The 21,992-nt window shown below is 64.2% G+C and carries 19 protein-coding genes and 1 pseudogene; 8 read left to right on the forward strand and 12 right to left on the reverse strand.

All coding sequences use genetic code 11. The features are described 5' to 3' along the window. Positions 1–407: 407 nt before the first annotated feature. The gene (locus tag ABWY06_RS09560; protein ID WP_353925334.1) at positions 408–1,961 is read right to left on the reverse strand and encodes a sigma-54-dependent transcriptional regulator; all 1,554 of its coding nucleotides are present in this window, start codon (positions 1,959–1,961) and stop codon (positions 408–410) included. A 281-nt stretch (positions 1,962–2,242) separates the two neighbouring features. Between ABWY06_RS09560 and phhA the strand changes: the two genes are divergently transcribed. Genes phhA through ABWY06_RS09575 form a run of 3 tightly spaced genes read left to right on the forward strand, consistent with a single transcriptional unit; the run spans position 2,243 to position 4,625 of the window. Next, a complete protein-coding gene (gene phhA / locus ABWY06_RS09565; RefSeq protein ID WP_353925335.1) occupies positions 2,243–3,028 on the forward strand; it encodes a phenylalanine 4-monooxygenase in 786 nt (261 codons plus the stop codon). 47 nt (positions 3,029–3,075) lie between these two features. Then, positions 3,076–3,432: a 4a-hydroxytetrahydrobiopterin dehydratase gene (locus ABWY06_RS09570; protein ID WP_353925336.1), complete on the forward strand. Its 357-nt coding sequence runs from the start codon at positions 3,076–3,078 to the stop codon at positions 3,430–3,432. Then, positions 3,429–4,625, forward strand: coding sequence for an amino acid aminotransferase (locus ABWY06_RS09575; protein ID WP_353925372.1), 1,197 nt, complete (start codon positions 3,429–3,431; stop codon positions 4,623–4,625). Before ABWY06_RS09570 ends, ABWY06_RS09575 begins: the two co-directional genes overlap by 4 nt. Before the next feature lie 184 nt (positions 4,626–4,809). On the opposite strand, the gene arfB is transcribed toward ABWY06_RS09575, so the two are convergent. After that, positions 4,810–5,223: an alternative ribosome rescue aminoacyl-tRNA hydrolase ArfB gene (gene arfB, locus ABWY06_RS09580; RefSeq protein ID WP_353925337.1), complete on the reverse strand. Its 414-nt coding sequence runs from the start codon at positions 5,221–5,223 to the stop codon at positions 4,810–4,812. Positions 5,224–5,502: 279 nt separating this feature from the next. On the opposite strand from arfB, the pseudogene ABWY06_RS25905 reads away from it, so the two are divergent. The 5 genes and pseudogenes from ABWY06_RS25905 to speF all read left to right on the forward strand — a co-directional run. Further along, positions 5,503–6,012, forward strand: a pseudogene (locus ABWY06_RS25905) (MCP four helix bundle domain-containing protein); the annotation flags it as partial. Between the two features lie 423 nt (positions 6,013–6,435). Then, on the forward strand, positions 6,436–7,140 hold the full coding sequence (locus ABWY06_RS25910) for a methyl-accepting chemotaxis protein (protein WP_502948179.1): 705 nt from the start codon (positions 6,436–6,438) through the stop codon (positions 7,138–7,140). 154 nt (positions 7,141–7,294) lie between these two features. Continuing rightward, complete coding sequence (locus ABWY06_RS09590; RefSeq protein ID WP_353925339.1) at positions 7,295–8,098, forward strand: aspartyl/asparaginyl beta-hydroxylase domain-containing protein; 804 nt, start codon at positions 7,295–7,297, stop codon at positions 8,096–8,098. Between the two features lie 2 nt (positions 8,099–8,100). Then, positions 8,101–9,066, forward strand: a complete 966-nt coding sequence (locus ABWY06_RS09595; RefSeq protein ID WP_353925340.1) for a sulfotransferase family protein — start codon at positions 8,101–8,103, stop codon at positions 9,064–9,066. A gap of 201 nt (positions 9,067–9,267) precedes the next feature. After that, on the forward strand, positions 9,268–11,451 hold the full coding sequence (gene speF / locus ABWY06_RS09600; protein ID WP_353925341.1) for an ornithine decarboxylase SpeF: 2,184 nt from the start codon (positions 9,268–9,270) through the stop codon (positions 11,449–11,451). A gap of 113 nt (positions 11,452–11,564) precedes the next feature. Here speF and ABWY06_RS09605 read toward each other — a convergent pair whose 3' ends face one another. The 10 genes from ABWY06_RS09605 to ABWY06_RS09650 form a co-directional block, all read right to left on the reverse strand. Then, positions 11,565–12,986 (reverse strand): amino acid permease, encoded by a 1,422-nt coding sequence (locus ABWY06_RS09605; RefSeq protein WP_353925342.1) that lies wholly within the window; start codon positions 12,984–12,986, stop codon positions 11,565–11,567. Positions 12,987–13,261: 275 nt separating this feature from the next. Further along, positions 13,262–13,915 carry a maleylacetoacetate isomerase gene (maiA, locus tag ABWY06_RS09610; RefSeq protein WP_353925343.1) on the reverse strand — a complete coding sequence of 218 codons (654 nt, stop codon included), beginning with the start codon at positions 13,913–13,915 and terminating at the stop codon, positions 13,262–13,264. Then, the gene (locus tag ABWY06_RS09615; protein WP_353925344.1) at positions 13,905–14,888 is read right to left on the reverse strand and encodes a fumarylacetoacetate hydrolase family protein; all 984 of its coding nucleotides are present in this window, start codon (positions 14,886–14,888) and stop codon (positions 13,905–13,907) included. Before ABWY06_RS09615 ends, maiA begins: the two co-directional genes overlap by 11 nt. Next, on the reverse strand, positions 14,885–16,027 hold the full coding sequence (locus ABWY06_RS09620; protein ID WP_353925345.1) for a homogentisate 1,2-dioxygenase: 1,143 nt from the start codon (positions 16,025–16,027) through the stop codon (positions 14,885–14,887). Before ABWY06_RS09620 ends, ABWY06_RS09615 begins: the two co-directional genes overlap by 4 nt. A 70-nt stretch (positions 16,028–16,097) precedes the next feature. Next, on the reverse strand, positions 16,098–17,180 hold the full coding sequence (gene hppD, locus ABWY06_RS09625; protein WP_353925373.1) for a 4-hydroxyphenylpyruvate dioxygenase: 1,083 nt from the start codon (positions 17,178–17,180) through the stop codon (positions 16,098–16,100). 303 nt (positions 17,181–17,483) lie between these two features. Then, complete coding sequence (locus ABWY06_RS09630) at positions 17,484–19,262, reverse strand: ABC transporter ATP-binding protein (RefSeq protein ID WP_353925346.1); 1,779 nt, start codon at positions 19,260–19,262, stop codon at positions 17,484–17,486. Continuing rightward, positions 19,255–19,887, reverse strand: a complete 633-nt coding sequence (locus ABWY06_RS09635) for a DsbA family protein (RefSeq protein ID WP_353925347.1) — start codon at positions 19,885–19,887, stop codon at positions 19,255–19,257. The genes ABWY06_RS09630 and ABWY06_RS09635 overlap by 8 nt, the downstream gene beginning before the upstream one ends. Positions 19,888–19,890: 3 nt before the next feature. Further along, positions 19,891–20,829 (reverse strand): oxygen-dependent tRNA uridine(34) hydroxylase TrhO, encoded by a 939-nt coding sequence (gene trhO, locus ABWY06_RS09640; protein WP_353925348.1) that lies wholly within the window; start codon positions 20,827–20,829, stop codon positions 19,891–19,893. Between the two features lie 107 nt (positions 20,830–20,936). Further along, on the reverse strand, positions 20,937–21,236 hold the full coding sequence (locus ABWY06_RS09645) for a BolA family protein (RefSeq protein ID WP_353925349.1): 300 nt from the start codon (positions 21,234–21,236) through the stop codon (positions 20,937–20,939). Between the two features lie 73 nt (positions 21,237–21,309). Next, positions 21,310–21,828 carry a DUF2059 domain-containing protein gene (locus tag ABWY06_RS09650; RefSeq protein ID WP_353925350.1) on the reverse strand — a complete coding sequence of 173 codons (519 nt, stop codon included), beginning with the start codon at positions 21,826–21,828 and terminating at the stop codon, positions 21,310–21,312. Positions 21,829–21,992: the final 164 nt, after the last annotated feature.

Below are 21,992 nucleotides of genomic sequence, written 5' to 3' on the forward strand. Positions count from 1 at the left end.
CCCCGACCGACAACCATTCGACCATGGTCTTAGCCTTACATAACCCAGGGGTTTTACGACACCTCAACAGCCCGGTGCAGGCAAACCCAGGGCTGATAGCGCGCTCCTTACTCACCGATGCTGGCGTAACGGGCAAAAAAAGAGCGACCCGAAGGCCGCCCTTGAACATTCCGGGAAGGAATGATGAAAAAGTCACCCGAACCACGCAGGCAGGGCCCGTACGTTATAGGCCGGTCCAGGCTTGCCCCCCATTGCACCAAGGTCTAATGCCGGTCGCACGGCTTTCGTGCCCCCTTTGGACCTGCGGGCACTCGCCACACGCGCCGCGTTGCCGCGAAGAAAGGTCCCAGGCCAGGCGCGGGACGCCTTGTGGAGGTGCAACCCATGCCCATGGTGGCCCACAGGCCCTAGTCTTTACCCAAACCGTGTTGGCGCAGCTTGTTGGCCACCGTGGTGTGGGACACGCCCAGGCGCTTGCCCAGCTGCCGACTGCTCGGGTATTCGTGGAACAGGCGCTCCAGCACCGCCTTTTCGAAACGGTCGAGTATGCTGTCCAGCCCACCCTCCAGGGAAAAATCACCCAGGGGCTGTGGCGCGCCGTAGTCCGGCAGGCGGATGTGCTCGGGCTTGACCATGCCGCCGTCGCACAAGGACACGGCCTGGAACAACGCGTTCTCCAACTGCCGTACATTGCCCGGCCAATGGTAATGCTGCAGGCGCTCGAAGACCTGCGGCGCCAGACGCGGCAAGGCGCAACCGATCTGTCGGCTGGCCTGGTCGAGGAAATGCTCCACTAGCGGCGCCAGCCCATCCAGGCAATCCCGCAGCGGCGGAATATGCAGCGACAGCACATTGAGCCGGTGGTAGAGGTCCTGGCGAAAGGCGCCCTGGCCGCACAGCTCGGACAGATCGACCTGGGTCGCGCAGATCACCCGTACATCCAGGTACACCTCTTCATCGCTGCCGACCCGACGAAAGCCGCCGTCCTGCAGAAAACGCAGCAGCTTGGCCTGCAAGCGCGGACTCATCTCGCCGACCCCATCGAGAAACAGGGTGCCGCCGGCGGTCAATTCCAGCAGACCCAGCTTGCCTTCCGGGCGCGCGCCTTCGAAGGCCCCCCGGCCATAACCGAACAGCTCGGTCTCGGCCATGGACTCGGGTAACCCCGCGCAATTCAAGGCCATAAAGGGCGATTGTCCACGTGGACTGGCCAGGTGGCAGGCCCGCGCCAGCAACTCCTTGCCGGTGCCGGTTTCCCCTTCGATCAACAGCGGCGCGTCCAGCGGCGCCATGCGCCGTGCCTCGCGCACCACCGCCGCCATGACTTTCGAGCTTTGGAAAATGCTGTCGAAACCGCGCAGCTCCTGCTTGCGCACATGGTAGATACGCTCGCCGACCCGGTCGGCGCGGTGCAAGGTCAGCACCGCGCCGGCCAGGGCCTCGCTTTCGTCGTGTTCGGATTGCAGCGGGGCGATATCGGCCAGGAACACGTCACCCTTGACCTTGACCCGCAGGCCGTTGATCCGCGACTTGTTCGCCCGTACCAGCGCCGGCAGGTCGAAGTCCTCGGCGTAGCGCGACAGCGCAATGCCGGGCACCTCGTCCACCCGCACGCCCAGCAGCTGCGCCGCGGCGCGGTTGGCCGCGACTATGCAGCCGGCCATATCGATGGACAGCACCGGAAACTCCAGCCCGCCGAGCAGCGCATTGAGTTCCAGATGACGGCGTTCGCTGGGCATCAAGCCGACCCGCTTGACCCCGAACACCCCAGCAATCGCCTCGAATTTAGGGCGCAGCGACTGGAACTGCAGGTTGATCAGGTTCGGACAGTGCAGGTAGATCGCATTGCCCTGCTCGCCGCCGACCTCGCCGCGGGCCACGTTGATGCCGTACTCCACCAGCAGGTTGAGGATGTCGCGCAGGATGCCAACACGGTTTTGACAGTGGACCTTGATTCGCATGGTTCGCCTTGTCTGCAGCCTCCCGGCGACACCGGGAGGCCGGTTTTTCGTCAAAGGGGCCTAATTTGTCGTAAAGAATATGTTACGAAATGCGCAGCCGGCAACTCGAAAACTCGCCACTTGGCCCAAGGCGTAATTGATTCTTTACGATTTAACCGGACACAAGTCTGCATGCCGGGAAAGGGGCTGCTGCAGGGATGGCACTTGTGCGGTATCGATAGGGCCATACAACAACAAGAGTGCGCGATCGCTTCGAGGCAGGTCGCGCAGGAGAAACCCCGATGAAAACCACTCAATACGTGGCTCGCCAGCCGGACGACAGCGGTTTTATCCACTACCCGGACGCCGAACACGCCGTGTGGCACACCTTGATCACCCGCCAGCTCAAGGTACTCGAAGGCCGCGCCTGCCAGGAATACCTGGACGGCATCGACCAGCTCGGCCTGCCCCATGACCGTATTCCGCAACTGGGCGAAGTCAATGCCGTCTTGCAGGCCACCACTGGTTGGCAGGTGGCACGGGTACCGGCGCTGATTCCCTTCCAGACCTTCTTCGAACTGTTGGCCAATCGGCAATTTCCGGTGGCGACCTTTATTCGCCGCGAAGACGAACTGGATTACCTGCAGGAACCGGACATCTTTCATGAAATCTTCGGCCACTGCCCGCTGCTGACCAACCCCTGGTTCGCCGCCTTTACTCACACCTATGGCAAGCTGGGCCTGCAGGCCAGCAAGGAAGAGCGGGTGTACCTGGCCCGCCTGTACTGGATGACCATCGAGTTCGGCCTGGTGGACACTCCCCAGGGCCGGCGGATCTACGGCGGCGGCATCCTCTCCTCGCCCAAGGAAACCGTCTACAGCCTCTCCGATACCCCGGAACACCAGGCCTTCGATCCGCTGGATGCCATGCGCACGCCCTATCGTATCGATATCCTGCAACCGCTGTATTTTGTCCTGCCCGAGCTCAAGCGCCTGTTCGACCTGGCCCAGGAGGACATCATGGCGATGGTCCACCGGGGTATGCAGCTGGGTTTGCACGCACCGAAATTCCCGCCCAAGGCGGCCTGACCGCCCCTGGCACACCGACTCCCCTCACTCACTTAAGTGGACTGCCCATGACCGCCCTCAACCAAGCCCATTGCGAAGCCTGCCAGGCCGGCGCGCCCCAGGTCGACGACGCCGAGCTGCCGGCCCTGCTCAAGCAGATCCCGGACTGGAACATCGAAGTCCGCGACAGCATCATGCAGTTGGAAAAAATCTATCGCTTCAAGAACTTCAAACAGGCCCTGGCCTTCACCAATGCGGTCGGCGCGATCGCCGAAGCCGAGGGCCATCACCCTGGCCTGCTGACCGAATGGGGCCAGGTCACCGTCACCTGGTGGAGCCACTCGATCAAGGGTCTGCACCGCAACGACTTCATCATGGCCGCGCGCACCGACGACGTGGCGGCCACGGCGGAAGGTCGCAAATAATGCATTTCTCCCAGGTGGTACTGGTGCCGGGCGACCCGATCCTCGGGTTGATGGAGGCCTTCAGGGCGGACCCGCGGCCCGGCAAGCTGGACCTGGGCGTGGGTGTCTACAAGGACCCCCAGGGCATCACGCCGGTGCTGGCCTCGGTCAAGCAGGCCGAACGGCGCTTGCTGGCCAGCGAGACCAGCAAGAGCTACATCGGCGGACATGGCGACCCCCTGTTTGCCCAGCGGCTGACGCAGCTGGTGCTGGCCACGGATTCGCCGCTGATCGCCACGCAACGCGCCGCCGCCACTCAGACCCCGGGCGGCACCGGGGCCCTGCGCCTGGCCGCGGATTTTATCGGCCACTGTCTGCCGGGAAAAGGCATCTGGCTCAGCGACCCGACCTGGCCGATCCACCAGACCCTGTTCGCCGAGGCCGGGCTGGCGGTGAACCACTACCCCTATGTCAACGCCGACAACTGCCTGGATGTCGAGGCGCTGCTCGAGACCCTGGGCCGGGTCCCCCATGGCGACGTGGTGTTGCTGCACGCCTGTTGTCACAACCCCAGTGGTTTCGACCTGAGCCAGGCCGACTGGCGACGGGTGCTGGCGGTGGTCCAGGCGCGCGAATTGCTGCCGCTGATCGATTTCGCCTACCAGGGCTTCGGCGACGGCCTGGAGGCCGATGCCTGGGCCGTGCGGCTGTTCGCCGAGACGCTGCCGGAGGTGCTGATCACCAGTTCCTGCTCGAAGAACTTCGGCCTGTACCGCGAGCGCACCGGCGCGCTGATCGTCTGCGCCAGCAGCCTCGAACGCCTTAGCGCGGTGCGCAGCCAGCTGGCGCTGATCGCCCGCAACCTGTGGTCAACGCCACCGGCCCACGGCGCCGCGGTGGTCGCGCAAATCCTCGAGGACGTCGAGCTGAAAAACCTATGGATAACGGAGGTGGACGCCATGCGCCAGCGCATCGCCGCCTTGCGCCTGGGCCTGCTCGAGGCCTTGGCGCCCCATGGCCTGGCGGAACGTTTTGCCCACCTGGCGACGCAGCGCGGCATGTTCTCCTACACCGGCCTGAGTCCGGCCCAGGTGCTGCGTCTGCGCGAGGACAGCGGCGTCTACCTGGTTGGCGATGGCCGGGCCAATGTGGCGGGGCTGGCCGAAGCACGTCTAGGCGACTTGGCGCGGGCGCTGGCCCAAGTCTGCAACTAGGGCCGGTGGACACTCCCGGCGCGGCCGCGCCGAGTCTGGTTTTGAAACCAGACCCGGCATAAAACGCGCCGTCAGGGCCTCAGCACGAACGACCAGTCATCGCTTATCGCCGCACAACAGGCCCTAAGCCTGTGACCCTCGGCGGCCCGCCCGACCGCTGAGCCACGCACTCCACGCGAGCGCTTCAGTACTCCACCTTGCCACGCCCGGCCTTGATCGAGCCACGCTGGCTCTTGCCTTCCAGGCGGCGCTTTTTCGAGCCCAGGGTGGGCTTGGTCGGCCGCCGGGCTTTCTCCACATGGGTGGCCTCGAGAATCAGCGCCTTGAGCCGCTTCAGCGCATCGGCGCGGTTCTGCTCCTGGGTCCGGTACTGCTGGGCCTTGATCACCACCACCCCGTCGCTGGTGATACGGCTGTCGCGCCAAAGCAGCAGGCGCTCCTTGTGAAAGCTCGGTAAGGACGACGCCTGGCTGTCGAACCGCAGGTGCACCGCGCTGGACACCTTGTTGACGTTCTGCCCGCCCGCGCCCTGGGCACGGATGGCCGACAGCTCGATCTCGCTGTCGGGCAGTTGAACGCTATGGGAGATCACCAGCATGGCGCAGGCTTCGATGGAAATGGGCGCTCAGGATAACCCGGACTTCCCTCCTATACCGAGACCCGACTTGTACAAGTTCTCACGGCAGCCACAACAATCCCTCCGCTCACGCAACACCGCGCCACATCAAGCCGCTCTCCGCGGCCGCCTCATATCCGTAAGCTCGCGCACGCAAATAGCTGTACAAGAATATTGTTTTGTATAAGATAGGATCCAGAATATAGCAAAGAGCCACTATCGATTGTCACCCTGACTCGCGTTCTTACCGGAGCTTCTGCAATGCCTTCACAGCTCAGCATCGCCCAACGTCTCGGCCTGGGGTTCGGCCTGATCCTCTCACTGATGCTGCTGATCAGCCTGATCGGCGTGCAACGCGTCGGTTTTATCGATGCCACCCTGACCGCGGTCAGTGAAGGGGCGACCGTGAAACAGCGTTACGCCATTAACTTCCGCGGCAGCGTCCATGACCGCGCCATCGCCATCCGCGATGCGGTCCTGGTAGACAACGAGCAGGCCCTTAACAACCACCTGCGGGATATCGAGCGGTTGAACGCCTTCTATCAGGAGTCGGCCCGTTCCATGGATCGGCTGTTGCTCGAACAGGACCCGACGCCCGCCGAACAGGATCTGCTCCGCCAGATCAAGGACACCGAGCGCCGCACCCTGGCGTTGACGGCCAGCCTGATCGCTCAGCGCCAGAAGGGGGACATCGCGGGGGCGCAAGCGTTTTTGCTGACCGAGGTCTCCGGCGCCTACACCCAGTGGTTGCAACAGATAAACGCCTTTATCAACCACGAAGAAAGTGCCATCGGCAAGGACATCGGCGCCGTGCGCGAAACCGCTGGGGGCTTCCGACTGCTGATGCTGCTTACCACGTTGGCGGCGATCATCCTCAGTGTCGCCGTGTCGGCCCTGATCATCGGCAAGCTCAAATCCACCCTGGGCGCCGAGCCGCACCAGGTGGCCGAGGTCATTCAACGCCTGGCCCGCGGCGAACTCAATCAACGTCTCGAAACCCGCTATCCACACAGCGTCATGGGTGCCGTGCAGGACATGATCAAGCACCTGGCCGAGACCATCACCCAGGTCCGCGCCGCCGCCAGCGAACTGACCCTCTCCTCCAGTCAGTTGCTGGCGACCTCCAGCCGCAACAATGGCCAGATCCGCCTCCAGTCCAGCGAGGCCGAACAAATGGCCACGGCCATCAACCAGATGGCCGCCACGGTCAATGAGGTGGCCACCTATGCCTCCAGTGCCGCCAGCGCCACCCGCACCGCCGACGAAGAGGTGGCGACCGGCAACCGTGTGGTGGGCGAAACGGCCAACGCCATCCACGAGCTGGCGAAAGTCCTCGAAAGCGCCGCCGAAAGCGTGCAGCAGGTCTCCCAGGACAGCGAAAACATCGAGAAGATCATCGAAGTGATCACCGCCATTGCCGATCAGACCAACCTGCTGGCCCTGAACGCTGCCATCGAGGCGGCACGCGCTGGCGAGCACGGTCGCGGCTTCGCGGTGGTGGCCGATGAGGTGCGTTCGCTGGCGACCCGCACCCAGGAGTCGACCCGGGAGATTCGCGGCATGATCGGAAAGCTGCAGGACGGAGCCGGCAAGGCCGCCGGCGTGATGCGCAACAGTCGCCTGCTGGCCCAACAAACGGTCGAGCAGACCCGCCTGGCGGAATCCGCCTTAAACAAGATCCGCCATGAAGTGGGCGCCATCAACGACATGAACGCGCAAATTGCCAGCGCCTCGGAGGAGCAGAGCGCGGTGGCCGAGGAGGTCAATCAGAATATCAACCGTATTCACAACGCCACCCTGGAAACGTCGTCGGGCTCCGAACAGGTGGCCTCCTCCAGCCGCGAACTGGCGTCCCTGGCCAATCGCCTGACCGACAAAGTCAGCTTCTTCAAACTCTGACCCGCCGCGGCGGCACGGCTGAGCGGTGCAGGCGGGGTGGCGAGCTGAGCCACCGCGCGATTGTGCAGGCAGGACGGCGTGTACGCGGCAATGGCGCCCCATACCTGACCCTTTCGCCTAGAATGCTCCGCACAGCCGCCGCCGAGCCTTCGTGATGACTGATGCACTGCCCCTCTACAGTCGTTTGCCCCTGACCTTCCCGACCGCCCCCCTGCAAGCCGAGCTGGCCAGGCTGCCGGAAACCGCCTGGCAGCCCCATTTCAACAGCGGCTATTTCAGCGGTGACTGGAGCGGTATCGCCCTGCTGGCTGCCCCTTCGGCCGGTACCCGCCTGCACGTGGACCGCCAGGCCGGCCGCGCCGAGCCGACCGCGCTGCTGCGTGACTATCCGTCCTGGTGGCAGTGGCTCGAACAGCTGCCCTGCAGCCTGACCAGCGCCCGCCTGCTGCGCCTGGGTCCAGGGGCGCAGATTCGCGAGCACTGCGACCCGGACTTGGGCGGCCCGGACGGCGACCTGCGCCTGCACCTGCCGATCCTCAGCCATCCCGAGGTGGAATTTATCCTCGATGGCCACAGCATTCCCATGCAGCCGGGCGAACTCTGGTTTCTCGACCTGAGCCGACCCCATAGGGTGGAAAACCGCAGCGACCAGACCCGTGTGCACCTGGTGCTGGACTGCCAGCGCAACCCCTGGTTGCTGCAACAGATCGAACAGGGTCTGGGCAACACACCGGCCGCAGTGCCGCCCCGCGGCGCCCTCGACTTCGCCCGGTTCCGGGCGCTCGCCCACCAGGACCGCAACCTGCTCGAGCAGCTGCTGGCGGTGGACGATCCGCGTGCGTTCGCCGAGCTCGCCCGCACCCTGGCGGCCTCCAAAGGCCTGCATTTCAGCGAAGGCGAGGTGCAGACGGCCCTGCGCCAGGGGCGCCGCGCCTGGTTCGATCAATGGACGGTGTAAACATGGCCGACACGCACGAAATGGATTTCACCGGCTGGCTGCCGATCCGCGCCTGGATGGAACAGGGGCAATGGTGGATCGACTGGTGCTGGTTCGGTGACACGCCGCTGACGCAACCCTTTTACCGCGACAGCGTACAGCTCGCCCTGCGCAAGCCCTTTAACCAGGCGATGCGACGCATCACGCCGATCAGCGCGCTGGTCGACTGGCAGCAGCGCTCGCCGGCAGCCGCCCCGCAAGCCTTTATCCACCATGCTTCGCGCTGCGGCTCGACCCTGATGGCGCAGTTGCTGGCGCGGTTGCCGACCCATAGGGTGTTATCCGAACCGCCACCGCTGGATGCGTTGTTGCGGGCGCATTTTTTCGACCCCGCCGCCAGCCGCTGGCAACCCACCTGGGTCACCGCCCTGCTGTCGGCCTTCGGGCAGTCGCAACAGCCGTTGGTGATCAAGCTCGACGCCTGGAACATTTTCGAGGCGGACTTCCTGCGCCAGCTCTACCCCGCCACGCCGAGCGTCTTCCTCTACCGCCATCCACTGGAGATCATCGTTTCGCAACTGCGCCAACCGGGGGCGCATATGGTGCCGGGCATGATTGGCCCATCCCTGCTGGCGTTTTCCCTGGAGGAAGCGGCGAGCCTGTCGCCCCTGGAGTTCAGCGCACGCAGCCTGGGCAAAATCCTGCACCAAGGCCTGCAGCTCTGCCAGGCCAGGGGCGCCCTCCCCGTCGACTACCGGGAACTGCCGCAGGCCCTGTGGGGCCGCCTGGCGCCGCTGTTCGCGGTTCCCGACAGCGCCCATGAGCAGCTTCGGCAGACCGCCCACTGGGATGCCAAGACGCCGAGCATGGCGTTCACCCCCGACAGCCAGCGAAAACGCGATGCCGCGAGCCCCGAGGTGCAGGCCGCCGTCGAGCGCTGGGCCCTGGAGCCTTACCTGGCACTGGAACGGCTGCGCCTGGGCGCCTGAGCGACCCTGACAGCCGCAACCAGGGATCCAGCCTGGGCCGCGCTGCCCACCACGCTGCGATCAGCACGGCATAAAGCCCCACCAGCCTGCGCGGATGGCCTATACCTATACGGTTGCCGATCCAGCAGCAGGGTAGGAACTTACCCCTGTAGTACCACCCTCCGTGACCGGCCGCCTGCGCACCCACCAGGAGAGACTGCTGTGAACCCATTGAAGATTGCCGCCAACGAAACGGTGCGAATCTGCTTTCGCACCGGCCGCGAGATTGTTGCCCTGGACCAAACCGATTACACCGATGTCGCCGTGGCGGTATTTTCGCGGGACGACCTGCTGGCGGGGGCCCTGGACGTCATCAAGCGCACCGGTTTCGATATCCCCATTTTCCTGGTCGTGTCGCCGGGCAGCGGTGACCGCGCGCTGGACATCTACAAGACGCTGGAAGACGTGCTGCTGCAGATCAATGGCGTGTTCGACCTGTCCCGCAACAATGCCGAATACTACGGCCACCAGCTGGAGACCGCGGCCAGGGGCTATGAAGAGGCGCTGCTGCCGCCGTTTTTCAACGCGCTCAAGCAGTACACCGAAGCCGCCAACGCCACGTTCGCCTGCCCCGGCCACCAGGGCGGTCAGTTCTTTCGCAAGCATCCGGCGGGCCGGCAGTTCTTCGACTTTTTCGGCGAGACCCTGTTTCGCGCCGACATGTGCAACGCCGACGTCAAGCTGGGCGATCTGCTGATCCATGAAGGCCCGGCGCTACTGGCGCAGAAACATGCGGCCAAGGTGTTCAACGCCGACAAGACCTACTTCGTGCTCAACGGCACCTCCGCCTCCAACAAAGTCGTGACCACCGCCCTGCTCACGCCCGGTGACCTGGTGCTGTTCGACCGCAACAACCACAAGTCCAACCACCAGGGCGCCCTGCTGCATGCCGGTGCGACCCCGGTGTACCTGGAAACCGCCCGCAACCCCTATGGCTTTATCGGCGGAATCGATTCCCACTGTTTCGAGGAAGCCTACCTGCGTGAGCTGGTCCAGGAAGTCGCGCCGGACAAGGCCACCCTGGAGCGCCCGTTCCGCCTGGCGATCATTCAGCTCGGCACCTATGACGGCACCATCTACAATGCCCGGCAGGTGGTCGACCGCATCGGCAAATTGTGCGATTACATCCTGTTCGACTCGGCCTGGGTCGGTTACGAACAGTTCATCCCGATGATGCGCGATTGCTCGCCGCTGCTGCTCGAGCTCAACGAAAACGACCCGGGCATCTTCGTCACCCAGTCCGTGCACAAACAACAGGCCGGCTTTTCCCAGGCATCCCAGGTCCACAAGAAAGACCGGCATATCAAGGGGCAAGCGCGCTATTGCAACCATGCGCGGGTGAATAACGCCTTTATGGCCCAGGCCTCCACCAGCCCTTATTACCCGCTCTTCGCCTCCCTGGATGTGAATGCGCGCATCCATGCAGGGCGCAGCGGCTTGCGCCTGTGGGACGACTGCGTCAGGTTCGGCATCAATGCCCGAAAACTGATCCTGGAAGCCTGCACCCTGGTGCGTCCGTTCGTGCCCACCAGCATTGGCGGCCGCCCGTGGCAGGACTACCCGACGGACGAGATCGCCAATGACATCCGCTTTTTCGAGTTCCACCCCAAGGATCGCTGGCATGCCTTCTCCGGCTATGCCGACAAGCAGTACTTTATCGACCCCTGCAAGCTGCTGTTTACCACACCGGGGATCGACCCCATCGATGGCAGTTACACCGACTTCGGTATTCATGCCGGGATCCTGGCCAACTTCCTGCGGCAGAATGGCATCGTTCCGGAAAAGTGCGACCTCAACTCGATCCTGTTCCTGCTGACCCCGGCCGAGGACTGGGCGAAGATGAGCCATCTGGCCGCGCAAATCGCCCGCTTCGAACGCTTTATCAGCGATGACGCGCCCATGAGCCGGGTGCTGCCGGCCATCTATACGCTGTACGAGGAGCGCTACCGCGATTACACCATCCGCCAGCTCTGCCAGGAGATGCACGACCTGTACCGCAGCCACAACGTCCAGCAATTGCAGAAAGACATGTTCCGCAAGGAACATTTCCCGAAAAAGGTGATGAACCCCCAACAGGCGCAGATCGAGTACATCCGTGGCAACGTCGAATTGGTGCCGCTGGCGGAGGCCGACGGGCGCATTGCCGCCGAAGGCGCGCTGCCCTACCCGCCAGGCGTGCTCTGTGTTGTGCCAGGGGAAACCTGGGGCGGCGCGGTGCTGAAATACTTCCTGGCGCTGGAAGAGGGCATCAACCGCCTGCCCGGCTTTACGCCGGAGCTGCAGGGGGTGTATTTGAAGCAGGACGCAGGGCGCATTCGCGCCTACGGTTACGTGCTCAAGCGCTGACAGGCCGCACCGGGGCGCCCGCTAGGGTGGATACGGCGTAGCCGTATCCACCCGGCGCAGCGTCAGCGCCTTCTCGCCGCTATCCCATCGGCCTAACGGGCCTTGGGCGCTCCTTAGCCCGCTTCGTAACGAGTCGCACCACGCGCCGGCATGGCCTGCCTGGCCAGCTTCAACCGGTAGCAACCCCACATGACCAGCAACCACACCGGGATGGCGTAGACCGACACCTGGATGCCCGGAATCAGCAGCATCACACCGAGGATAAACAGCACGAAGGCCAGGCACAGGTAGTTACCGTAGGGAAACCAGAAGGCACGGAAGCTGCTGCGGGCGCCCAGGGCATCCAGGTGACGGCGGAACTTCAGGTGCGAATAGCTGATCATCGCCCAGTTGATCACCAGGGCCGCCACCACCAGCGACATCAGCAGCTCCAGGGCATCCTTCGGCATCAGGTAGTTGACCAGCACCGCCAGCACGGTGACCAGGGCGGAGACCACCAGGGCGCGCACCGGCACACCGCGCGCATCGACCTTGGCCAGCGCCTTGGGTGCATCGCCCTGCTCGGCCAGGCCCACCAGCATGCGGCCGTTGCAGTAGGTACCGCTGTTGTAGACTGACAGCGCGGCGGTGAGCACCACGAAGTTGAGGACATGCGCCGCCGTGTCGCTGCCGATCAGGGCGAAAATCTTCACGAACGGGCTGCCGCTGTACGGGTCGCCCGCGCTGTTGATGCTTTGCAGCAGGGCATTCCAGGGACTTAGCGACAGCAGCACGATCAACGCGCCGACGTAGAAGATCAGGATCCGCCAGATCACCTGGTTGATTGCCTTGGGAATCACCTGCTTGGGCTGCTCGGCCTCCGCCGCGGTAAAGCCAAGCATCTCCAGGCCACCAAAGCTGAACATGATAAAGGCCATGGCCATCACCAGGCCGCCGACGCCGTTGGGGAAGAAACCACCGTGGCGCCACAGGTTGGTCACCGTCGCCTGCTCGCCGCCGGCGCCGCTGAACAGTAACCAGCAGCCGAGCAGGATCATGCCGACGATAGCCACCACCTTGATCATGGCGAACCAAAATTCAGCCTCACCGAAGAGTTTGACGTTGGTCAGGTTGATCGCGTTGACCACCAGGAAGAACAGCGCCGCCGTGGCCCAGGTCGGCACCTCCGGCCACCAGAAATGAATGTACTTGCCGACCGCTGTCAACTCGGACATGCCCACCAGGATATACAGCACCCAGCAGTTCCAGCCCGACAGGAAACCGGCAAAGCCGCCCCAGTATGTGTGCGCGAAATGGCTGAAGGAGCCGGCCACCGGCTCCTCGACGATCATTTCGCCGAGCTGGCGCATGATCAGAAACGCGATAAAGCCGCAGAGGGCGTAACCGAGGATCATCGACGGCCCGGCAGACTTCAGCACCCCGGCCGAGCCGAGGAACAAACCGGTACCGATGGCGCCGCCCAGGGCGATCAGTTGGATATGGCGATTTTTCAAGCCGCGTTTGAGCTGGCCCGCGTGAGGCGAATCAGAGGTCATTACGTCACCTGTTTATTGTTGTCCGTGACGGGATCGAAACCGCTGCGCTTGTGGCGCGGCGGCGCTGGGTTCAGGCGGGTAGGCCTGGGGGTAAACGGGGTATGGCGAAGGCGTATCGGACAGCATGCCCACTGGGGGATGCGCGGACGGCCGCCGAAGTCACAGCGAAGACAAGCGCGACATACTGCAGGTCGCGGTCACTCGCGGTGGGCTGGCGCTAAACGGCGCACCGCCACCCTAGATGCGCCTGGAACGGGTGGCTTGGGCGGCAACATCTAGGGCATCGCGTCGGGCTGCACCTCGGGCGCTGCAGTGGCAAAGGCGGCCAGGGACTCGCAACGTGCCACCACCTCGAGAATGCGCGGACAGCCGCCCAGGTCGCAATCGAAGCGCCGTGCGTTGTAGACCTGCGGGATCAGGCAGGCTTCCAGGTAGCCCGGCCGCTCGCCCAGGGACAAGGCCCCCGGCAGCTCCGCCAGGCCCTGTTCCACGGCGGCCAACCCGAGCTCGACCCAGTGCCGGTACCAGGCGTCCTTGGCCTCCTGCGCCACCCCCAGGGGACCGGACAGGTACTGCAGCACCCGCAGGTTGTTCAGTGGGTGGATATCGCAGGCGATATGCAGGGCCAATGCCCGCACCTGCGCCCGTTGCGCCGGGTCGGCGGGCAACAGTGCCGGCACCGGGAACACCTCCTCCAGGTATTCGAGGATCGCCAGCGATTGGGCGACCTTGGTCTCACCGTCGACCAACAGCGGCAGCAACCCCTGGGGATTGAGCGCGCGGTACGCCGGTGCATGCTGCTGGCCGCCGTCCTGCACCAGGTGCACCGGCACCTGGCGGTACGCCAGGCCCTTGAGATTAAGGGCGATGCGCACTCGGTAGGCGGCACTGGAGCGCCAGTAGCCGTAGAGCAGCAACTCAGTGCTCATAACGCTCCACGACTTGGTCGATGGCGCCGAAGATGCTGGCGCCACTGGCATCGAACATTTCGATACGGACCCGGTCGCCAAACTTCAGGTAGGGGGTTTTCGCCTCGCCGAACTCGAGGATCTCCAGCATGCGTTTTTCCGCCAGGCAGGAGGAACCGGCGCTGCGGTCGTAGTTCGACACGGTGCCCGAACCGATGATGGTGCCGGCGCCCAGGGCGCGGGTCTTGGCCGCGTGGGCCAGCAGGGTCGGGAAATTGAACGTCATGTCCACCCCAGCATCCGGCTGACCGAACAGCTGGCCATTGATCTGCGAGACCAGCGGGCGCTGTACCTTGCCATCCTTCCAGTGGTCGCCCAGTTCATCCGGGGTGACCGCCACCGGCGAGAAACTCGACGAGGGTTTGCTTTGATAGAAACCAAAACCCTTGGCCAGCTCGCCGGGGATCAGATTGCGCAGCGAGACATCGTTGACCAGCATCAGCAACTGGATATGCCCGGCGGCCTCGGCCGCGGTGGCGCCCATGGGCACGTCGTCGCTGATCACCGCCAATTCGGCCTCCAGGTCGATGCCCCAGGCCTCGTCGGCCATGCGGATGGGCGCGCGCGGCGCGATAAAGGTGTCGGCACCGCCCTGGTAGATCAGCGGGTCGTGCCAGAAGGACTCCGGCATCTCCGCGCCCCGGGCCTTGCGCACCAGCTCCACGTGGTTGACATAGGCGCTGCCATCCGCCCAGTGATAGGCCCGCGGCAGCGGGCTGGCGCAGGCCGTCTGGTCGAAAACGAAGGCGGCGCCTTCGAGGCCGTCGTTCAGGCGCTGGTACACCGCCTCCAGACGCGGGCGCTGCAGCGCCCAGTCGTCCAACGCGGCCTGCAAGGTGGCGGCGATAGCGGGCACCGCGACGGCGCGGGCCAGGTCACGGGAGACCACTACCAGCTGGCCGTCACGGCCAGTGTTCAACGAAGCGAGTTTCATTGGGAATCCTTGCCTGGAGCTTTCCAGGAATCAACATAAGCGTGCACTTCGACGGCTGCGGCGGCCTCGCCGATTTCCAGCCCACGGCGGGTATCGATCATCACCGCCACTTCGTCGGCGAAGGTGCCGGGGTTTTCCTGGCTCTTCTTCAACGCCTTGGGGTGCGGCCCGTGGGGAAACCCGCAAGGGTGGAAGGTGACCATGCCGGCCTCGATATTGTCGCGGCTGAAGAAGTCGCCACGGTGGTAGAACAGCACTTCGTCATAGTCGTCGTTGTTGTGGTAGAACGGCACCTTGAGCGCGCCCGGGTCGGACTCGATCGGCCGCGGGCAGAAGGTACAAACCACGAAACCATTAGCCACGAAGGTGGTATGGGCCGAGGGCGGCAGGTGGTAGCGATGGCTCACCAGCGGCCGGATATCCCGCCAGTTCAGGCGCACCACGGTGTTGTCGCCGTGCCAGCCGATCACATCCAGGGGGTTGTACGGGTAGGTCACGGTGCTGATCTGGTTGCGCCGCTTGATGCGGATCTGCCAGGGATTCTCGTCCTGCTGGGCCTTGAAACGCTCGTCCAGGCGCGGATGCTCGAGTACCGCCGCATCGAAGATCGCATGGGGACCGACCAGGCCCTTGTCCGGTAGCTGGTAGGCGCCGTCGGTGCTTTCGATCAGCAGCATAAAGGTCGCGGCAGTCGGTTCGATCCGCCAGGCGGTGCCGCGCGGCACCATCAGGTAATCGCCGTCGCGGTATTCCAGGTGGCCGAAGTCGCAGAAAAAATGCCCGGCGCCCTCATGGATAAACAACAGGTCGTCCCCGTCGCCATTGCGCACCAGATGGCCCATGGCCGTGTTGCACTTCCACACCCGCAACTTGACGTCGCTGTTATGCAGGGTGAGCGGTGCGGCGAAGGGGCAATCCTGTTCGCTGGGCACCTGGTTGAGGTTGAAGGCATGGGGGCGCAGCGGGCCCTGCCAATCGACCCAGCCTGTGGGCGGGTGTTTATGGTGCAGGTGCGAGGCCGGGCCGAAAAAGCCTTCGCGGCCCATCTCGCGCTCGTAGGTGCCCGCCGGCAGGTCGCAATGGGCCTGGCGCGAACACTCGCCCTCTTGCAGGGGGAAACGGATCCAGTTGCGGCTCATGGCCGATCTCCTGTGATGAACTCGTGCCCGGCGCCCCACCCAGGGGAGGCGCCAGGATCAGGCCAGCGGCTCAGTCGGCGGAAATCACGCCACGGCGCAGCTGGTCTTCTTCGATGGACTCGAACAGGGCCTTGAAATTACCCTCGCCAAAGCCCTGGTTGCCCTTACGCTGGATGATCTCGAAGAAGATCGGGCCAATCACCGTGTGGGTGAAAATCTGCAGCAGGATCCCATCGTCGCCCGGCGCGCCATCGATCAGGATACTCAAGTCACGCAGCAGCGCGGTCGATTCCTGGTGCCCGGCGACCCGCTGGTCGACCTTTTCATAATAGGTGTCTGGGGTGCTGAGGAAGTCGACACCATTGGCCCGCAGCTTGCGCACGGTCTCGTAGATGTCGTCACTGGCCAGGGCGATATGCTGGATGCCTTCGCCCTGGTACTCGCGGATAAATTCCTCGATCTGGGATTTATCGTCGGACGATTCGTTGATCGGGATGCGGATCTTGCCGCACGGCGCGGTCATGGCGCGGGACACCAGGCCGGTGAGCTTGCCTTCGATGTCGAAGTAGCGGATTTCGCGGAAATTGGCGATGCGCTCGTAGAACCCCGACCAGGTGTTCATCTGCCCGCGCTTGACGTTATGGGTCAGATGATCGAGCTCGACCAGGCCCACGGCATTGTCCAGAGGCGTGCGGCCCGGGATGTACTCGAAATCCACGTCATAGATGGACTTGTCGCCGTAACGGTCTACCAGGTACAGCAGCGAGCCGCCAATGCCTTCGACGCAGGGGATGTTCAGCTCGCCAAAATTGGCGTGGCTGCCCACCAAGGTGGCGCCCTGGGAGGCGACATAGGCGGCGGCCTGGGCGGCATTCTTCACCCGGAACGCCATGGCGCAGGCGCTGGGGCCGTGCTTTTCGGCGAAGGCACGGACATGGCCGGTGGGGCTGCCGTTGAGCACGAAGTTGATGCCATTCTGCTGGAACAGGAAGACTTCCTTGGAGCGGTGTTTGGCGGTCTCGGTAAAGCCCATGGCGGTGAACAGCCCGCGCAACTGCTGAATGCCTTCGGCGGTCGGCGCGGTGTATTCGACGAACTCGAACCCGTCGGTGCCAATGGGGTTGTGCTCCTCGATTTTTTCCACAGTCTTGATGGCGTTCACGGCGTTCATTCAACCTCCTGGGCAGATGGGGTCGCCACCCATAGGCAGCGCGATGCCCCCATCACAACTGAGGTGTCGACGCCCGACAAGCCCGTGTCCGGTACCCGGCGCCCCGCCGAATTGGCGCATTGGCAGGTTTGCGTTACACCCCTGCCGCCACGCCCGTTGGGGGGTCGTCAGCCCCCAGATACGTAACGAATTATTTACAAGATGGTGCGACAGCGTGCCACGACAGACCCGAAAAACGCTGCAACCACCCTGCCCCAGGACTCAAACGCCTTGAGCGGTTCCGGGTTACTGCTGCAGATGACCGTAGAGTTTGGCGTACAACCCGCCTTCGGCGATCAGCTGGCGATGCTCGCCCTGCTCCGCCACCCGGCCGCCGTCGAACACCAGGACCCGATCGGCCTGTTTCACCGCGCTCAGGCGGTGGGCGATGATCAGGGTGGTGCGGCCTTGCAGGAACTCGCCCAGGGCCCGGTGCAGGGCATGCTCGGTGGCAGCGTCCAGGGCCGAGGTGGCCTCATCGAGAATCACCACCTTGGGCTCGGCCAGCACCATGCGGGCAATGGCCAGGCGCTGGCGCTGGCCACCGGACAGGCGCACCCCGGAGCGCCCGACCACGCTGTCCAGGCCCTGGGGCAAGGCGCCGATGGTGTCGGCCAGCTGGGCGATCTGCAGCGCCCGCCAACAGGCGCTGTCGCTGCGTTCGCGACCCATGCACAGATTGGCGCGCACCGTGTCGTTGAACAGCGCCGGGTGTTGCAGCACCACCGAGACGTGTTCCCGCACGGTGCCCAGGCCGATGTCCTCCAGGCTACTGCCGCCGTAACGGATGCTACCGGCCTGGGGGGTATACAGGCCCAACAGCAGTTGTACCAGGGTGCTTTTGCCCCCGCCGCTGGCACCGACCAGGGCGACTTTTTCGCCCGCCGCGATGCTCAGGTTCAGCTGCTCGAGGACGGGTTCGTCGGCGTAGGCGAAACTCAGCCCTCGCACCTCGATGTCGACCGTGGTGCGCCCGTCGAAAGGGTCGGCGCCGCCGGGATACTGCGGCTCGTCCTGGCGGGCCAGCAGCTCGTTGATGCGGCTCAGGGCACCACCGGCGGCGTAGAAGGCGTACTGCAGGTTCAGCAATTGCTCCACCGGCCCGATCATAAACCAGAGGTAGCTGAACACCGCCAGCATCTGGCCGATCGACAGGTCGGAGAACAACACGGTGAGCATCGCCGCCGCGCGGAAGATATCGATACCGAATTGGAACAGCAGGCCACTGGCGCGGCTTGAAGCATCGGTTTTCCACAACGAAGCCACGGCATAGTCGCGCACCTCCCGCGCACGCACCCCGAGCCGGCCGAGGAAGAAGCCCTGGCGGTTGCCGGCGCGGATTTCCTGGATCGCCTCCAGGGTCTCGGTTAACGCCTGGGTGAAACGCGAGGTGCTGTCGTTTTCCAGTTTCTTCAGGTGCTTGACCCGCTTGCCCAACTGCACCGTGGCGTAGATCACCAACGGATTGAACAGCAGGATTAATAGCGCCAGCTGCCAGTGCATCCACAGCAGAATGGCCGCGGTACCCGTCAGGCTGAGCATGGCCACCAGGAACCGGCTGAGGGTTTCGCCGACGAATTTATCCAGGGTGTCCAGGTCGGTCACCAGATGCGTGGTGACGGTGCCACCGCCCAGGCTCTCGTACTCCCCCAGGGAGATGCGCTTGAGGCGCTCGATCAGGCGCAGGCGAATGCGGTAGACGATGTCCTTCGACAGGCGGGCGAACAAGCGGGCCTGCAGCACGTTGAACACCAGCGCCGAACAGCGCAGCAGCAGCGTCACGCCCACCATCAGGCCGATATAGCCGGGCGCGGCCTGCCAGGCAGTGGGCAGCAACCGGTCCATGACCTGCAGCGCGGCGGTGCCATCGCGCAGCAGCACCTCGTCCACCAACAACGGCAGCAGCAGCGGAATCGGCACGCTGCACAGGGTTGCCAGCAGCGCCACGCCATTGGCCAGCCACAGGGCCTTTTTATGCCGCAGAGCCAACTGGCGAATGTGCGCCCAGCTAAGGCGATCAGTCATGCGTGGCGCGATCGAGCCAACGTGCCAGCAAAGGCGCCAATTCATCCAGCGAACGATAGCCATTGGTCAACAGCGCCAACTGACCGTTGCGCTCAGCCAGCAGCGTCGGATAGCCGGCGATGCCCAGGTCCTGGACCCAGGCAAAATCCTTGGCCGTGGCGGCCTGCGCCGCCGCGCTGTCGAACGCCTCGGCGAACTCGATGCGCGGAATCCCGGCCTGCTCGGCCAGGCGCACCAGCACCGGCGCCTGAGTGACGTCCTGGCCCTCGGTGTAGAAGGCTTCCTGGATACGCCTGGCCAGAGGCCAGACGCTCTGTGGGTCAAGTTGGCGGGCGGTGACCAAGGCGCGGCAGGCGGGCTCGGTGTCATACACCAGACCCTCGGGCAGCCCAGCCTCGAAATTGAACAACTGACCGGTGCTGGCGTTGACCGCCTGCCAATAGCCGAGGATGCGCACTCGCGCGGCCGGCTCCAACGCCGCCCGCTCGCGGCGCAAGCCGCCGACGATCAGGTGCAGCGGCACATCACAGGCCTCGGCCTGTGCCGCCAGCGCCTCGATGACCGGGCCGAATCCCCAGCACCAGGAACACATCGGGTCCATCACATAGAGCAGGCGTGCGGGCATGGCTCAGTTCTCTGAAGCGAGGCGCGCATTGTAGCCCAGCGGGTGCGGCTGGTTGCGCGCCTTGGCCAGCTCGATCTGCTTTTGCCGCTCGCGCGCGCTGCTGCGGGTTTTTTCGCTCAGCGAATCCCAGCAGCGTGGGCAGCTGATGCCCAGCACATAGTGCGGCGACTGGCGGTCCTCCACGGAAATCGGGATGCGGCAGGCGTGGCACTGGTCATACTCGCCCTCGCTGAGGTCATGGCGGACGGTGACCCGGTTGTCGAAGACAAAACAGTCGCCACGCCAACGCGTTTGCGTCTCGGGCACTTCCTCGAGGTATTTGAGGATGCCACCCTTGAGGTGATAGACCTCCTCGAACCCGGCGCCCAGCATATAGCTGGAGGCTTTTTCGCAGCGGATGCCGCCGGTGCAGAACATTGCCACCTTCTTGTGGCGAACCGGGTCGAAATGGGCCTGGATGTAGCTGGGAAAATCGCGAAAGCTCTCGGTCTTGGGGTCGACCGCGCCCTCGAAGCTGCCGATCGCCACTTCGTAGTCATTGCGGGTGTCGATCAGCAACACTTCAGGGTCGTCGATCAGCGCATTCCAATCCCGCGGCTCAACATAGGTACCCACGCGCTGGTTGGGGTCGACGCCGGGCAGGCCGAGGGTAACGATTTCCTTCTTCAACTTGACCTTGGTGCGATAGAAGGGCTGTTCGTCGCAGTAGGACTCCTTGTGATCGAGGTCATCGAAACGCGGATCGCCCTTGAGCCAGGCGAGCAGGCCATCGATGCCGTTGCGGCTGCCGGAGACGGTACCGTTGATACCTTCCTCGGCGATCAGCAAGGTGCCTTTGATACCGTTGGCCAGCATGGCCTCGAGCAGGGGTTCGCGCAGCGCCAGGTAGTCCGTCAGGGTGACGAACTTGTACAGCGCCGCCACCACGATGGGGCGGGTCATGGACGTTCTCCAGGTGGTCGCCCGCGTAAAGGGCGGACCGGGTGAGGTGACAAGGGAAATTTTTGCCGCGGCAGTTTAACAGACCCGCTCGCAGTAAGGGGCTGCGCCTAGCCCTGGCTGCCACCGCGGCAGGTGGGCGAGGCCGGCGCCGCAGCCAAGGGTGCCCACTCATCGGGTGTATAGGTGTGCAGGGCCAGGGCATGCACCTGCCCCATCAGCTCAGCCAGGGTGGCGTAGACCCGTTGGTGACGCTTGACCGCGTTCAAGCCGGCGAACAGGTCGCTGACCAGCACCACCTTGTAGTGGGTTTCCAGCCCTCGACTGTGCAGATGGCTCTCATCCAGCACCTCGAGATGCCGGGGCTCCAGGGCCATCAGGGCCGAGTGGAGACGTTCGCGCTTGGACATGGTTGACCCCATTGCAGACAGTGTGCAGAAAACGGCGAAGCGACCAGGCAGCCCGGGGCTTCGCCCAGGGCTATCAGGGTTTTGCGGCGGGCTTCGCGGCGGGTTGCAGCTCGGCGGTCATGTCGGCCAGCAGCTTGTTGACTTCCGGTACGCCGGTGGCTTCGAGCCGCGCTTGCGCCATCTTGGCCGACTGTTCGGTCAGCGCGGGCATGCTTGTCAGCATTTTTTTGCCCAGCGGCGATTCGTAGAAGGCGATCAGGTCCTTGAGTTCCTGTTCACTGAAGGTCTTGGTGTAGAGGGTGATCAGGTCGGGCTTGAGTTTGTCCCAACCCACGGCCTTGTCCAGGGCCGCGTTGCCTTTGGCCTGGTAGCTTTCCAGCAAGGCTTTTTTGCTCTCGGGGCCCTGGGCCTGGGCGAAGCGCTGGGCGAACATGCTCTGCACCTGGGCGTAGAGTGGCACCGCGCGTTTATCGGCACCGGCCAGCTTGAGTACCCGCTCGGCATCGGCGGCGTGGCTTTTCGCATCGGCCTGCGCCAGGCCGGTGGTGCAAGCCAGCAGAACAGCGACACAGAGGGTATTGAGACGGCGCATTGGCAAATCCTGAGTAGGGGAAGAGGTGAGTAGACCGCAAAAAACCTATTTTGCTCCCAACCGGTTGCCCTGCTCAACCACCGGATCTACGGCAGCGGTGCGCGCGACGGCCAATGCACCCTGACCACAGGTATGCCGGCGAAGGGGCATGGGCATGCGTGTAA

This window comes from Pseudomonas sp. (assembly GCF_040514055.1).
Lineage (GTDB): Bacteria > Pseudomonadota > Gammaproteobacteria > Pseudomonadales > Pseudomonadaceae > Aquipseudomonas.

Bases quoted from the DNA above. Each gene is read 5' to 3' on its own strand.
- ABWY06_RS09560 (WP_353925334.1), bottom strand. From the start codon at position 1,961: ATGCGAATCAAGGTCCACTGTCAAAACCGTGTTGGCATCCTGCGCGAC.
- phhA (WP_353925335.1), top strand. From the start codon at position 2,243: ATGAAAACCACTCAATACGTGGCTCGCCAGCCGGACGACAGCGGTTTT.
- ABWY06_RS09570 (WP_353925336.1), top strand. From the start codon at position 3,076: ATGACCGCCCTCAACCAAGCCCATTGCGAAGCCTGCCAGGCCGGCGCG.
- arfB (WP_353925337.1), bottom strand. From the start codon at position 5,223: ATGCTGGTGATCTCCCATAGCGTTCAACTGCCCGACAGCGAGATCGAG.
- ABWY06_RS25910 (WP_502948179.1), top strand. From the start codon at position 6,436: ATGGCCGCCACGGTCAATGAGGTGGCCACCTATGCCTCCAGTGCCGCC.
- ABWY06_RS09590 (WP_353925339.1), top strand. From the start codon at position 7,295: ATGACTGATGCACTGCCCCTCTACAGTCGTTTGCCCCTGACCTTCCCG.
- ABWY06_RS09595 (WP_353925340.1), top strand. From the start codon at position 8,101: ATGGCCGACACGCACGAAATGGATTTCACCGGCTGGCTGCCGATCCGC.
- ABWY06_RS09605 (WP_353925342.1), bottom strand. From the start codon at position 12,986: ATGACCTCTGATTCGCCTCACGCGGGCCAGCTCAAACGCGGCTTGAAA.
- maiA (WP_353925343.1), bottom strand. From the start codon at position 13,915: ATGAGCACTGAGTTGCTGCTCTACGGCTACTGGCGCTCCAGTGCCGCC.
- ABWY06_RS09615 (WP_353925344.1), bottom strand. From the start codon at position 14,888: ATGAAACTCGCTTCGTTGAACACTGGCCGTGACGGCCAGCTGGTAGTG.
- ABWY06_RS09620 (WP_353925345.1), bottom strand. From the start codon at position 16,027: ATGAGCCGCAACTGGATCCGTTTCCCCCTGCAAGAGGGCGAGTGTTCG.
- ABWY06_RS09630 (WP_353925346.1), bottom strand. From the start codon at position 19,262: ATGACTGATCGCCTTAGCTGGGCGCACATTCGCCAGTTGGCTCTGCGG.
- ABWY06_RS09635 (WP_353925347.1), bottom strand. From the start codon at position 19,887: ATGCCCGCACGCCTGCTCTATGTGATGGACCCGATGTGTTCCTGGTGC.
- trhO (WP_353925348.1), bottom strand. From the start codon at position 20,829: ATGACCCGCCCCATCGTGGTGGCGGCGCTGTACAAGTTCGTCACCCTG.
- ABWY06_RS09645 (WP_353925349.1), bottom strand. From the start codon at position 21,236: ATGTCCAAGCGCGAACGTCTCCACTCGGCCCTGATGGCCCTGGAGCCC.
- ABWY06_RS09650 (WP_353925350.1), bottom strand. From the start codon at position 21,828: ATGCGCCGTCTCAATACCCTCTGTGTCGCTGTTCTGCTGGCTTGCACC.